Source organism: Thalassobaculum salexigens DSM 19539, from assembly GCF_000423805.1.
In the GTDB taxonomy this organism is placed as follows: Bacteria; Pseudomonadota; Alphaproteobacteria; order Thalassobaculales; family Thalassobaculaceae; genus Thalassobaculum; species Thalassobaculum litoreum.
In genome coordinates, this window is the sequence record NZ_KE384095.1 from 587,159 (window position 1) to 600,412 (window position 13,254).

Sequence of the window (13,254 nt, forward strand, 5' to 3'; positions counted from 1 at the left end):
GAGGAGCGAATGGCGGAAGACCGGCGCGGCGGCCGGAATGCGGCCCTGGCGCGGGCGACGGACTATCCCTACGCGGCGCATCCGGAACCGTTCCTGTTCCGCGGGGGCCGGGCCGAGCCGCTGCCGGCCGACCTGCGGACTGATCATCTGACCCCGGTCATCGCCGTGGGCTCCAACCGTGCGCCGCTTCAGCTCGCGCGCAAGTTCGAGCGCATGGAGACGGCGATCCCGGTCACCCGGCTGGTGGCCCGGGACCTGGACGTGGTCCACGCCGCCCATATGGCGGGCTATGGCGCGGTGCCGGCGACCCTCGCCCCCGCCCCCGGCACCGAGGTGGAGCTCTGGGTCACCTGGCTCGACGCGGCGGCGATGCGGCGCATGGACGCCACCGAGGCGGTGGGCGTGAACTACGCCCGCGAGGAACAGGCGCTGGAGATCGTGACCGCCGACGGGCCGGCGCCGGCACGGGCCCTGGTCTACAATGCCCTGCGGGGATGCCTGAGCTTCGACGGCGCGATGGTGCCGCTCGCCGCCGTGCCCGCGACCGGCAGGCGGGTTCCGGCCCTCACCCAGCGCGAGGTCCTGGAGCGCCTGCATCGCGAGGCCGGCAGCACGGCGTCCTTCGAGCGCTGGCTGCATGGCCATATCGGCCCCACCGGGCTGCTGCGCCGCAAGCGGCTGACGGCCAAGCTGGCGGCCGGGGCGTTTCGTCCCGGTCGCGCCGGAGGTGATCCGATCAGTTGACGGTCGGCCGGATCTCGTCGTCGCCGTCCCGGTCGAACCGTTCCGCCACCGGCCGGCTTTCGGCCATCAGGCAGGATTGGGCACTGACCGTTTCATTGGAGGCCCGCAGCCGGCGCAGGAGCACCTTGAGCAGGGCGACCAGTCCCGGTTCGGCATTGGCCAGGAGGCGGCTGAAGTTCTGTTCGTTGATCACCTGGACGACGGTCATCCCGACCGACCGGGCGGTGGCGCTGCGCGGGCACTTGTCGATCAGCCCCATCTCGCCGATCAGCTCGCCGGCGCCCACAGTGGCCAGAACGACCTCGTGACGGTCGCCCGCACTGCGCAGGATCTCCACCTCGCCGCTCTCGATCAGGAAGGCGGCCCAGGCCTGATCGCCCTCGTGGAACAGAGTCTGTCCCGGCCGGTAGACCCGGCGATCCAGGATTTTGCCCTTGCGCATCCGCTCTCTCCCCGTCCGGTTGCTCCAACGGAAGATCGTCCGATGGAGGTGGTGACGGCCGGAGCCAGGGATAACGCACGTTCGGCGCCGCTGGTGTCACCGTCCCGTGAGCCGGGCGTGAGCCGCTCAGGCCGACTCGACCCGCCACACGATGGTGCGCCGCAGGTCGCTGTCCTCCAGATCGCGCGGGGTCGGGACCATGTACTCGGCGAGCTTGGTCAGGCCGCTCTCCGGCAGGTAGCTGCGGCCGGGATCGCCCATCAGCACGGTGGCGCCGGCCGCGGCGTGGCGGCGCAGCCAGCCGATGGTGCGGTTCGACATGGGCAGCTCGTAGCAGACGTCCCCGGCCAGCACGAGGTCGAACAGCGGCCCGCCATCGGCGGCCAGGGTCGGCTCGTCCAGCATGTCGCGGCGCACGGTCTCCAGCCCGCCGGCGACCCCGTTGGCCTCGGCGTTCAGGATGATCGCGGCGATGGCGAAGGCGTCGATGTCGTTGGCGACCACATGGGCGGCCGAGACCCACAGGGCGGCGACGCCGACCAGGCCGCTGCCCGAGGCGAAGTCCAGCACCCGCTTGCCGGCCGCCACTTCCGGATGGTCGATGATGTAGCGTGCCAGGGCCTGCCCCCCGGCCCAGGCGAAGGCCCAGTAGGGCGGCGGCAGATCCTTCTCCGCCAGCTCCTCCTCGGTCAGCTCCCACAGCGGCACCGCCTTGTCGGCCAGGTGCAGCTTCAGCTCGGGCACGAGGCTGGGCGGTTTCAGCAGGGTGTTCGCTCGGACGAACGCGAACGGATCGCCCATCCGGTCTAGCCGAGCACGATGGCAAGGGCGATCAGGAGGCCGGCGTCGCGGTTCGATCTGAAGGTGCGCAGGCAGGCCTGCGGATCGTCCAGGTCGGTGACCCGGATCTGGCGGGCGAAATGCAGTCCGGCCAGGGCCAGTCCGGCATAGGCCAGAGGTCCGAGCCCGGCGGTCCACAGGCTGGCCGCCAGCAGGCCGATTGTCAGCGTGTAGAAGCCCACGAGCGCCGGTTTGGTCTTCGGCCCCAGCGCCAGGGCCGAGGAGCGCACGCCGACGATGGCGTCGTCCTCCTTGTCCTGATGGGCGTAGATCGTGTCGTAGCCCAGGGTCCAGAAGAACCCGGCGGCATAGGCCAGCAGGGACGCCGGGGAGATGGTCCCCGTCACCGCCGCGAAGCCGAGCAGGGCGCCCCAGTTGAAGGTCAGGCCGAGGACGGCCTGGGGCCAGTCGGTGACCCGCTTGGCCGCTGGGTAGAGGAAGACCAGCACCAGCACCGCCGCTCCGATGGCCCAGGACGGCTGGTTGAGCTGCAGCAGGATCGCCAGGCCGATGGACAGCTGGACGGCGAGGAAGACCAGGGCGGCGCGCGGCGAGATCGCACCGCTGGCGATCGGCCGGTCGGCGGTCCGCGCCACCTGCTGGTCGAGCTTGCGGTCCCACAGGTCGTTGACCGTGCAGCCCGCGCCCCGCATCACCAGGGCGCCGACCGTGAACAGCACGACCAGTCGCAGCATCTCCAGCAGCGTCGCCGTCGCCGCGGGCGCGCCGATCGCCTGCCAGCCCAGCGCCAGGCCCCACAGGCAGGGCAGGTACAGCAGCCAGGTGCCGATCGGCCGGTCGAGCCGGGCCAGTCGGGCATAGGGCCGCCAGGACGCGGGCAGCCACCGGTCCACCCAGTTGCCCTGGGGGATGTCGCTGGCGCCGGTGAGATCCCGGTTCAGATTGCTGCCGCTCATGCGGGCAGTCATACGCGAGTTGGTGGCGCCGCGAAACCGCCCGTGCGCGGGGTATCGCGGGTCGGGCGCCTTGCCTCACGGCACGCCCGCCCCGTACGCACTCCCGAGATCCCTTCGCTCACCTCCTCCGCTCACTCCCCGGACACCATTCACTCCCCGGATTTATGCCGGGGCCCACCCATCCGCCGCCCCGAACCCGAAAGGTGAAGCGCATCCAGGAGTAGGCCCCGGCATAAATCCGGGGAGTGATCAATGTGAGAGGGTCAGGAACGGAGCCGCTGCCGCCGCCCGAGCGTCGAGCTCAGCTCGGTCGCACCGGATACGCGCTCGGAACCTTGTCGACCGCGTCGAGCAGGTCGGGGCGCACGGTTTCCACCCAGTCCTGGATCAGCCGCCGGGCGATGCTGTCGCGGCGCGGCAGGAACTTGCCGAGCGCCTCGAAATCGGCGAGCTGGTCGAGGGTGAAGAACTGGGCGTCGCCCAGCTCGTCGTCGTTGCGCACGATGTCGAACGACTTCGCCTCGGCATGGAAGCCCAGCATCAGCGAGGACGGGAACGGCCAGGGCTGCGAGGAGTGATAGCGCACGTCGCGGACATGGATGCCGCTCTCCTCCCAGACTTCGCGGGCCACCGCCTCCTCCAGGGTCTCGCCCGGCTCCACGAAGCCGGCCAGGGTCGAGTACATCCCCTCCGGCCAGACCTTCTGGCGGCCGAGCAGGCAGCGCTCGCCGTCATGCACCAGCATGATCACCGCCGGATCGGTGCGCGGGAAATGCGGGGCGCGGCAGCTCTCGTTGGTGCAGGAGCGCTGGTGGCCGCCCTTCACGATGCGGGTCTCCGAGCCGCATACGCCGCAGAACCGGTGGCGCTGGTGCCACCACATCAGCCCGCGGGCATAGGCCAGCACCGAGCCTTCGAACCGGTTGAGCAGCGGGCCGATCTGGCGCAGGTCCTGAAACACGCCGTGGGCGGCCAGGATGTTGAGGATGTCGGTCTCCTCCAGCGGCGACAGGTCGATGGCGACATGGGCCACCCCGTCATACTCGCCGAGGAAGGCACTGAGATCCGCGAAGCGCATCAGCCCCTTGTGCTCGCCCACCGACAGCATGCCGGCGCGCGGCGCGTCGCCGGGGGCGACCAGCGAACGGCTGCGCCAGACCGGAACCAGCACGGTGTCCGGCCGCTCCAGCAGCTCGTCGAGCCAGCCTTCGCGCTCGCGGATATGGGCTGAACGGTCGAGACCACCGAAGCCGTAGACGTTCGGGCGCTTGGTGATCAGGTCGGTGACGGGCACGGAGGGATCGGTGCCGGGAGGATTCAGGCTCATGGTGGCGCGAGTGTACACGGCTGGAGTCAGGAGGCAACGGGCCCTTCCACATGCCGCCCTCTCGCCGGACGGCATGTGGAAAGGGCGGAGGGGTCGGGTCAGCCGGCCCGCACGCGGGCGCAGAACTCGGTGATCTCGCGCTGCAGGGTGTCGGCGTTGACGGCGAGGTCCTGGCTGGCGTTGAGGACGTCGGAGGCGGCCTTGCTGCCGTCGCGCGCCTGGTCGGCCATCTCGGTCACGCCGTTGGCGGCCTGACTGGCGCTCTGGGACATGGCCGCGACCTCGTCGCCGAGTTCGCGGGCGGTCGCCTCCTGTTCGCCGACGGCGTCGGCGATGGTGCGGGCGACCTCGTCGATCCGACCGACGGTCTCGCCGATACCGCGGATCGCCTCGACCGCGCCGCGGGATTCGGCCTGGATCGAGGAGATCTCGCCGGCGATGGTCTCCGTCGCCTTGGCCGTCTGGCCGGCCAGATTCTTCACTTCCGACGCGACGACCGCAAAGCCCTTGCCGGCGTCGCCGGCGCGCGCGGCCTCGATCGTGGCGTTCAGCGCCAGCAGGTTGGTCTGCTCGGCGATGTCCTGGATCAGGGTCAGGACCTCGCCGATGCGGTCGGTCGCCTGGGCGAGGCCGGCCACGGTGCGGTCGGTGTCGGCGGCACGCTGTACCGCCTCGCCGGTGATCCGGCTCGACAGGCTCACCTGATCGGTGATCCGGGCGATCGATTGGGAGACCCGGTCGAGCGCGTCGGCCGCCGCCTGGGCCCGGGCCTGGTTCTCGGTCGCGTCGCGGGCGACGGTGCCGGCGTGATCGCCGACCCGGCCGGTGGTCTCGGTCAGACTGGTCGCGGTGCGGCTCAGTTCCTCCGAGGCGGCGGCGACGGTGTCGGCGATGCCGCCGACGGTCTGCTTCAGAGTGTCGGACAGGGTGACCAGGGCGGCGGTCTTCTCGGTCGCCGCCTGGCGGTCGCGCTCGCGGGCCTGCTCGGCCATACGGGCCTGCTCGGCCTGGGCCAGTTCGACCTCCTTCAGGGCGCGCGTCGAGGCGTCGAACGCCCGCTGGATGCTGTGGGCGATCCAGAGCAGGGCGCCGGTCTCGATGACCACGATGACGGCGTGAAGGATGACCCGGCCCAGCGAGGCGTCATCCGGGAAGACGGCGGCCGGCAGCAGGAAGCTGAGCGTCAGGTGATGCACGGCCACGACCACCGCCGCCACCAGGATCGACACGGTGCACACCATCGGCGCCAGGATCGCCAGGGCCGCGAAGTAGTACATGTGCATGTCGATCTGCCAGGAATTGCCCCAGAACAGGGCGACCATCATCGACACGATCCCCATCATCACCGCGGCGATCAGATATCGCGTGGCCGGCGCATCGGGCTGCAGCCGGGCGAAAGCGACCACGATGGCCGCGGCGACCGCGGTCGCCAGGGTCGGCCAGATCGCGTCCCGGCCCAACAGGAAGGCGGTCGCGCCGACCACCGGCACATGGGCGAGAATGAACATCGAAAGCGCGAAGGTGGCGCGGCGGCGAATGCTCAGAATGTCTGACATGGCAGTATCCCGATTTGGCGGCGGATCAACCGCGGGCGGTTGCGGCGGAAAGCCCGAGGCAACCGGCGGCGGCCGTCGGATCGATGGTCAGGAGAGCCCCGGCCCTGCGCAGGCGCTGGGGAAGTCCGGGCGTGGGGCTGGCAAGCAGCAGGACCGTGGGTGCAATGCCCTCGCGCAGGATGACCGTGTCGCTTCCGGCCAGGCTGACCATGACGTCGCGTGCGCTCCACCACGGCGGGAAGACCGCGGCGACCCGGGCGTCGGTGTCGGCCGACGGCGCGAGCAGGCCGAACACCGCGACGGCGAGCATCGCGATCCCGGCGAGGGCTGCGGGGAGGAGGTTCAGCAAGGTCGGGTCCGATCGGGGTGTCGAGGACGGCTGCGTCGGCATGGCGCCGTATCTCTACCCGTTAAATATTTAACGGGCAGTTAAGGTAAAATCGCAGACGTCTTACGATTCCGACGGGGCATCGGATCCGAAAAAGTGCTCGGCAAAGACGACCGGCGGCCCGGACTCTTGGGCCGCCGGAGGTCGACCAGGAAGCCGTGCCGCCGGGGCTGATCGGGCGGCCGTGCCGCCGGGATTGATCAGGCGGCTGTGCCGCCCGGGCTGATCAGGCGGCCGTGCCGCCGACGGCGATGGTCATCTTCAGGGTCGGCTGACCGACGCCCACGGGCACGCCCTGCCCGTCCTTGCCGCACGTGCCGATCCCGTCGTCCAACTTCATGTCGTTACCGATCATGGTGATCTTGCCCATGGCGTCGGGGCCGTTGCCGATCAGGGTGGCGCCCTTGACCGCCGGGCCGATCTTGCCGTTCTCCACCAGATAGGCCTCGTTCATGGAGAACACGAACTTGCCCGACGTGATGTCGACCGAGCCGCCGGCGAAATTCACGGCGTAGAGCCCGCGCTTCACCGACTTCAGGATCTCCTCCGGATCGGCGTCGCCGGCGGCCATGTAGGTGTTGGTCATGCGCGGCATCGGGTGATGGGCATGGGACTGGCGGCGGCCGTTGCCGGTGGCGGGCACGCCCATCAGCCGGGCGTTCTGGCGGTCCTGCATGTAGCCGACCAGGATGCCGTCCTCGATCAGCACGTTGCGCGCCGACGGGGTGCCCTCGTCGTCCACGGTGATCGAGCCGCGGCGGTCGGGCAGGGTGCCGTCATCGATGACGGTCACGCCCTTGGCGGCGACCCGCTGGCCGATCATGCCGGAATAGGTCGAGGTGAGCTTGCGATTGAAGTCGCCCTCCAGACCGTGGCCGACCGCCTCGTGCAGCATGACGCCGGGCCAGCCCGGGCCGAGCACCACCTCCATCTCGCCGGCGGGGGCCTCCACCGCGCCGAGATTGACCAGGGCCACGCGCAACGCCTCGTCAGTGGCGTGCTGCCAAGTCTCCGGGTCGACGTAGTTGTCGAAGCTCATCCGGGCGCCGCAGCCGTAATAGCCGGCCTCCATCTTGTCGCCGTCGCCGACCACGACCTGCACGTTGAGCCGGACCAGCGGGCGCACGTCGGCGACGCGCTGGCCGCCGGCGCGCAGGATCTGCACCGCCTGCCAGGAGCCCATCAGTGTGGCCGTGACCTGGCGCACCCGCGGGTCCTTCGCGCGGGCATAGGCGTCGATCTCCTTCAGCACGCCGATCTTCGCCTCGGTGGTGAAGCCCTGCAGCGGGTTCTCGGCGGTGTAGAGCGCCCGGTTGGTGCCCTTCGGCCCCAGGTCCATCTTGCCGTTGTGGCCGCCATGGACCGCGCGCACCGTGTCGGCGGCGCGCTTGATCGCGTCCTCCGACAAATCGGCGGCATGGGCGAAGCCGCGGGCCTCGCCGGCGATGGCGCGCAGACCGAAGCCCTGGGTGGTGTCGAAGCTGGCGGTCTTCAGCCGGCCGTCGTCGAAGGCGAGGCTTTCGCTCTGGCTGTATTCCAGAAACAGTTCGCCGTCGTCGGCGCCGTTCAGCGCACCGTCGACGATGTCCTGGGTGCGGCCCTTGTCCAGGCCGGCGCGGTCGAAGAACAGCTCGTCAGTGAGGGCCAGATTGGACACGGGGCGGCTCCATCGGGATAGAATGGGTCTAATTCGGTCGATCAGCTTCACATAGGCGTCCGTCCCATGGAAGTCGAGGCCGGTGGGCCGAGGAGAAGGGCCGAGGCGCCGGGACCGATCGCGGCCTGCAGTCGGCGGTTACGCGACCGAATGCCGCGTCGCGCGCGCTTGTGGGTCACCGGACCGGCATTTAGCCTTGTTCGGTGTGCTGAAGGGTCGCGTTGCACGGCTGGGCGGATGGTGCCATAAGGGCGTCGCTGCACTCCGGGGGACTGCGGCTCAAGGACCAACGACGACGGGAATGACCGAGTGATGGAGCGGATCCTCAAGCGGGTTGCCGGTGCCACGATGCGCGGCGGAGCCGCACTTCTGGCGGCGGTGGCGATCCTCGCGGTGGCGGCGTTTGACGCGTCGGCCGCCCAGCCTCAGCCCTGGCAATTGGGCATGCAGGAACAAGTGACGCCGGTCGGCTACGACATCGACGAGTTGCACAACATTCTGCTCGTGATCATCACGGTGATCAGCCTCTTCGTGCTGGCGCTGCTGGCCTATGTGTGCGTCCGCTTCAAGCGGAGCAACAATCCGACCCCGTCGAGGACGACGCATAACTCCATGCTGGAGTTCGCGTGGACCGTTATTCCGGCGCTGATCCTGGTCGTGATCGCCTTCTATTCCTTCCCGCTTCTGTACAAGCAGGACAAGGCGGTCGACCCGGACATGACCATCAAGGTCCAGTCGCACCAGTGGTACTGGAACTACACCTACCCGGACGAGGAACTCGCGTTCGACAGCTACCTGATCCCGGATGCCGACATCCAGGACGGTCAGACCCGCCTGCTCGACGTCGATAACCGTCTGGTGGTCCCGGTCGGCAAGAAGGTGCAGGTTCTGGTCAGCACCTTCGACGTGATGCATTCCTTCTTCGTTCCGGCCCTGGCGGTGCAGGTCTACGGCACGCCGGGCCGCATCAACGAGACCTGGTTCCAGGTCGACAAGCCCGGCGTCTATTACGGCCAGTGCAACCAGATCTGCGGCATCGACCATTCCCGGATGCCGATCGTGGTGCACGCCATGGAGCAGGGCGAGTACGACGCCTGGCTCGTGAAGGCTAAGGAACAGTTCGCGATGAACCCGACCGCGACCAAGGTCGCGTCGGTCGCCGACTAACCGGTGGAGACAAGCAAGATGACAAGCGCTGATCACGCTCACGACCACGGTCACGACGACCACGGCGCGCCGAGCAGCTTCGTGAAGCGGTGGCTGTACTCCACCAACCACAAGGATATCGGCACCCTCTATCTGGTGTTCGCGGTGATCGCCGGCCTGTTCGGCGGCGCGATCTCGATCTACATGCGCATGGAGCTCCAGGATCCGGGCGTCCAGTACATGGCCGACGGCAATGCCTGGAACGTCTACGTGACCGCCCACGGCCTGATCATGGTGTTCTTCGTGGTCATGCCGGCGCTGATCGGCGGCTTCGGCAACTGGTTCGTGCCGCTGATGATCGGCGCACCGGACATGGCCTTCCCGCGGATGAACAACATCAGCTTCTGGCTGATCGTCCCGGCCTTCCTGCTGCTGGTCATCTCGATGTTCGTGCCGGGCACGGGCGGCGCGGACGGCGTCGGTACCGGCTGGACGATCTATCCGCCGCTGTCGGGCAAGCTCGGCACGCCGGGGATGTCCATGGACCTGGCGATCTTCTCGCTGCACCTCGCCGGTGCCAGCTCGATCCTGGGTGCCGCGAACTTCATCACCACCATCTTCAACATGCGCGCCCCGGGCATGACGCTGCACAAGATGCCGCTGTTCGTGTGGGCCATGCTGGTCACGGCGTTCCTGCTGCTGCTGGCGGTTCCCGTCCTGGCCGGCGCCATCACCATGCTGCTGACCGACCGCAACTTCGGCACCTCGTTCTTCGAGCCGGCCGGCGGCGGCGACCCGGTGCTGTTCCTGCACCTGTTCTGGTTCTTCGGTCACCCCGAAGTGTACATCATGATCCTGCCGGCCTTCGGCATCGTCAGCCAGGTGGTCTCGACCTTCTCGCGCAAGCCGGTGTTCGGCTATCTCGGCATGGCCTACGCCATGGTCGCGATCGGCGTCGTCGGCTTCGTCGTCTGGGCGCACCACATGTACACGGTGGGACTGGACGTCGACACGCGGGCCTATTTCACCGCGGCGACGATGGTCATCGCGGTGCCGACGGGCATCAAGATCTTCTCCTGGATCGCCACCATGTGGGGCGGGTCGATCGAGTTCCGCCTGCCCATGATCTGGGCCGTCGGCTTCATCTTCCTGTTCACCGTCGGCGGCGTGACCGGCGTGGTCCTGGCCAATGCCGGTGTCGATATCGCCCTGCACAACACCTACTACGTGATCGCGCACTTCCACTACGTGCTGTCGCTGGGTGCGGTGTTCGGCATCTTCTGCGGGTTCTACTACTGGTTCCCGAAGATGACCGGCTACACTTACAACTCCATGCTGGCCCGCGCCCATTTCTGGGTGACCTTCATCGGCGTCAACCTGACGTTCTTCCCGATGCACTTCCTGGGTTTGGCCGGCATGCCGCGGCGCTACATCGACTATCCGGACGCGCTTGCCGGCTGGAACTACGTGGCCTCGATCGGCTCGTATATCGGCGGCATCGGCACCCTGATCTTCGTCGTGGTGGTGATCGAGGCGTTCAGCGCCAAGCGCAAGGCTGAGGCCAACCCGTGGGGCGAAGGTGCGACGACGCTCGAGTGGACGGTCAGCTCCCCGCCGCCGTTCCACACCTTCAACGAGCTGCCGCAGATCGCTCCCTCCAAGGGTCATTGATCGGAGCGAGTGGTGACTGACCTGACGGCTCAGACGCTTTCGGCCGAGGCCGTTCCCAGCACGGGGACGGCCTCGGTCCGCGACTACATCGCGCTGCTCAAGCCGCGGGTGATGTCGCTTGTCGTCTTCACCGGCTTTGTCGGCCTGGCCATCGCGCCGGGCGACATCCATCCGGTGCTGGCGACGATCGCGGTGCTGTGCATCGCCGTCGGGGCCGGCGCCTCGGGCGCCATCAACATGTGGTATGACCGCGACATCGACGCGGTCATGGGCCGCACCGACAAGCGGCCGATCCCGGCGGGTAAGGTCGATGCCGACGAGGCGCTGAGCTTTGGCGTCATCCTCGCCGGCTTCTCGGTTCTGGTCATGGCCCTGGCGGTGAACGTGCTCTCGGCCGCCCTGCTGGCCGCGACCATCGGATTCTACGTCTTCGTCTACACCATGTGGCTGAAGCGCCGCACGCCGCAGAACATCGTGATCGGCGGTGCCGCTGGTGCCGTGCCGCCGGTGATCGGCTGGGCGGCGGCGACCGGCGACGTCTCGTGGCTGTCGCTGGTGATGTTCGCCATCATCTTCGTGTGGACCCCGCCGCATTTCTGGGCGCTGGCGCTCTGGAAGCGCGGCGAGTACGCCGCCGCCGGCGTGCCGATGCTGCCCGTCGTCTCGGGCGAGCGGTCCACCAAGCGCCAGATCCTGGCCTATTCCGTGCTGCTGGCCGTCCTCGGCCTCGCTCCCTGGGCGATGGCCGCGACCACCGCGGTCTATGGCGTGGCGTCCATCGTGCTCGGTGGGCTGTTCGTGCTAGGCGCGGTGCAGGTGCTGCGGGCCGGCGCGGACGACATGAAGCCGGCCAAGCTGCTGTTCGGCTACTCCATCCTGTACCTCTTCGCCCTGTTCGGCGCCATGCTGGCCGACCACTGGATCGCGGGATGACGGCGATGAGCGACCCCCATACCGACGACAGCAACCCGACGCCGCGCAAGGCCGAGGACATCTGGGCGCAGCGCCGCGGCAAGAATCTGGCGATCCTGGCGACCATCATGGGCCTTGCCGTGCTGTTCTTCGTGGTCACCATCCTGCGGATGAGCTGAACGATGACCGGACCGACAGAGACCTCGCAGACCTCACCGACGTCCGAGGGGCGCGCCGACCGGGCCCGCCGTTCGAACCTCCGCGTCGCCGCGGTGCTGGGTGGGATCGTGGTGGGCATGGTCGGCGTTTCCTTCGCCGCCGTGCCGCTCTACACCCTGTTCTGTCAGGTCACCGGCTTCGGCGGCACCACCCGCCAGGCCGAGGCCGCCCCGGGCGCGTCGGCCGAGCACCGCAAATTCACCGTGCGCTTCGATTCCAATGTGGGCGAGGGTCTGCAGTGGGAGTTCGTCCCGGCGGTGAACACCACGAAGGTCGAGGTCGGCGTCGAGAAGCTGGCGTTCTATCGGGCGACCAACACCGGCGACACGCCGGTGGTCGGCACCGCCGCCTTCAACGTCACGCCGCACAAGGCCGGCCCGTATTTCATGAAGATCGACTGCTTCTGCTTCACCGAACAGGTGCTCAAGCCGGGGCAGACGATGGACATGCCGGTGCAGTTTTTTCTCGATCCGGAGCTGATGAAGGATCCGAAGATGGACGGGGTGACCACGGTCACGCTGTCCTACACCTTCTATCCGGCTGAGGATCAATCGAAGGCCCAGCAGCTCGCGCTGGCGCCGTCCGTAGAGTAACATACCGCCAGTTCCGGCGGAGGGTCTGAAGACGAGGGGACCGATGGCACACGAACAGCAACATCCCTACCACCTGGTGGAACCGAGCCCCTGGCCGTTCATGGGAGCCGCCGCCGGCTTCGTGCTCGCGGTCGGTGGCGTCATGTACATGCACGGACTGCCGATGGCGGTTCTGGTCATGCTCGTCGGCCTGGCGCTGATCATCGCCACCATGTTCTTCTGGTGGCGCGACATCATCCGCGAGGCGCAGTGGCAGGGCCATCACTCCCCGGTCGTGCAGATCGGCATGCGCTACGGCATGGCGCTGTTCATCACCTCGGAAGTGTTCTTCTTCCTCGCCTTCTTCTGGGCGTTCTTCGACATGGCGCTGTATCCGCGCACCGGGGTGTGGCCGCCGGAGGGGATCCAGACCTTCGATCCGTTCGACCTGCCGCTGATAAACACCCTGATCCTGCTGCTGTCGGGCACCACGGTGACCTGGGCGCATGCCGCGCTGCTGCAGAACAACCGCAAGGACCTGCTCTGGGGTCTCGGCCTCACGGTGATCCTCGGCTTCCTGTTCACCTGCCTGCAGGCGTACGAGTACAGCCACGCGGCCTTCGGCTTCACCGACACGGTCTATGCCTCGACCTTCTACATGGCGACCGGCTTCCACGGCTTCCACGTGATCGTCGGCACCATCTTCCTGGCGGTCTGCTGGGTACGCGCCTACAAGGGTCACTTCACCCCGGAGCAGCATTTCGGCTTCGAGGCGGCGGCCTGGTACTGGCACTTCGTGGACGTGGTCTGGCTGTTCCTGTTCATCTGCGTCTACTGGTGGGGCGGCTGACGCCGTCCCCCTG

At 68.2% G+C, this 13,254-nt stretch carries 14 protein-coding genes; 7 read left to right on the top strand and 7 right to left on the bottom strand.

From position 1 onward, the window contains the following. Positions 1-9: 9 nt before the first annotated feature. Entirely contained in the window at positions 10-744 is a 735-nt protein-coding gene (locus tag G578_RS28825; protein ID WP_051245200.1) for a hypothetical protein, read from the top strand. Here the strand turns inward: G578_RS28825 and G578_RS27890 are convergent. The 7 genes from G578_RS27890 to tldD all read right to left on the bottom strand — a co-directional run bounded on the left by G578_RS27890 (position 737) and on the right by tldD (position 7,871). Continuing rightward, a complete protein-coding gene (locus G578_RS27890) occupies positions 737-1,186 on the bottom strand; it encodes a cyclic nucleotide-binding domain-containing protein (protein ID WP_051245201.1) in 450 nt (149 codons plus the stop codon). The genes G578_RS28825 and G578_RS27890 overlap by 8 nt on opposite strands. A gap of 126 nt (positions 1,187-1,312) precedes the next feature. After that, entirely contained in the window at positions 1,313-1,987 is a 675-nt protein-coding gene (locus G578_RS0123200; RefSeq protein ID WP_028796261.1) for a class I SAM-dependent methyltransferase, read from the bottom strand. 5 nt (positions 1,988-1,992) lie between these two features. Further along, positions 1,993-2,943, bottom strand: a complete 951-nt coding sequence (gene ubiA / locus G578_RS0123205) for a 4-hydroxybenzoate octaprenyltransferase (RefSeq protein ID WP_051245202.1) — start codon at positions 2,941-2,943, stop codon at positions 1,993-1,995. Positions 2,944-3,244: 301 nt separating this feature from the next. Continuing rightward, complete coding sequence (gene nudC / locus G578_RS0123210; RefSeq protein ID WP_051245245.1) at positions 3,245-4,270, bottom strand: NAD(+) diphosphatase; 1,026 nt, start codon at positions 4,268-4,270, stop codon at positions 3,245-3,247. Positions 4,271-4,368: 98 nt separating this feature from the next. Beyond that, positions 4,369-5,826 (bottom strand): methyl-accepting chemotaxis protein, encoded by a 1,458-nt coding sequence (locus tag G578_RS27895; protein WP_051245203.1) that lies wholly within the window; start codon positions 5,824-5,826, stop codon positions 4,369-4,371. A gap of 25 nt (positions 5,827-5,851) precedes the next feature. Then, on the bottom strand, positions 5,852-6,175 hold the full coding sequence (locus G578_RS28830; RefSeq protein ID WP_051245204.1) for a hypothetical protein: 324 nt from the start codon (positions 6,173-6,175) through the stop codon (positions 5,852-5,854). 265 nt (positions 6,176-6,440) lie between these two features. Continuing rightward, complete coding sequence (gene tldD / locus G578_RS0123225) at positions 6,441-7,871, bottom strand: metalloprotease TldD (protein WP_028796264.1); 1,431 nt, start codon at positions 7,869-7,871, stop codon at positions 6,441-6,443. A gap of 312 nt (positions 7,872-8,183) precedes the next feature. On the opposite strand from tldD, the gene coxB reads away from it, so the two are divergent. The 6 genes from coxB to G578_RS0123255 are packed head-to-tail and all read left to right on the top strand — an operon-like array spanning position 8,184 to position 13,241. Beyond that, complete coding sequence (gene coxB, locus G578_RS0123230; protein ID WP_028796265.1) at positions 8,184-9,038, top strand: cytochrome c oxidase subunit II; 855 nt, start codon at positions 8,184-8,186, stop codon at positions 9,036-9,038. Positions 9,039-9,056: 18 nt separating this feature from the next. Continuing rightward, the gene (ctaD, locus tag G578_RS0123235; RefSeq protein ID WP_028796266.1) at positions 9,057-10,688 is read left to right on the top strand and encodes a cytochrome c oxidase subunit I; all 1,632 of its coding nucleotides are present in this window, start codon (positions 9,057-9,059) and stop codon (positions 10,686-10,688) included. A 12-nt stretch (positions 10,689-10,700) separates the two neighbouring features. Further along, positions 10,701-11,621, top strand: a complete 921-nt coding sequence (locus tag G578_RS0123240) for a heme o synthase (RefSeq protein WP_028796267.1) — start codon at positions 10,701-10,703, stop codon at positions 11,619-11,621. A 5-nt stretch (positions 11,622-11,626) separates the two neighbouring features. After that, positions 11,627-11,779 carry a hypothetical protein gene (locus tag G578_RS29795; RefSeq protein ID WP_156907440.1) on the top strand — a complete coding sequence of 51 codons (153 nt, stop codon included), beginning with the start codon at positions 11,627-11,629 and terminating at the stop codon, positions 11,777-11,779. A 3-nt stretch (positions 11,780-11,782) separates the two neighbouring features. Then, positions 11,783-12,412, top strand: a complete 630-nt coding sequence (locus G578_RS0123250; protein WP_028796268.1) for a cytochrome c oxidase assembly protein — start codon at positions 11,783-11,785, stop codon at positions 12,410-12,412. Positions 12,413-12,455: 43 nt separating this feature from the next. Further along, entirely contained in the window at positions 12,456-13,241 is a 786-nt protein-coding gene (locus G578_RS0123255; protein WP_028796269.1) for a cytochrome c oxidase subunit 3, read from the top strand. The last annotated feature ends 13 nt before the right edge of the window (positions 13,242-13,254 follow it).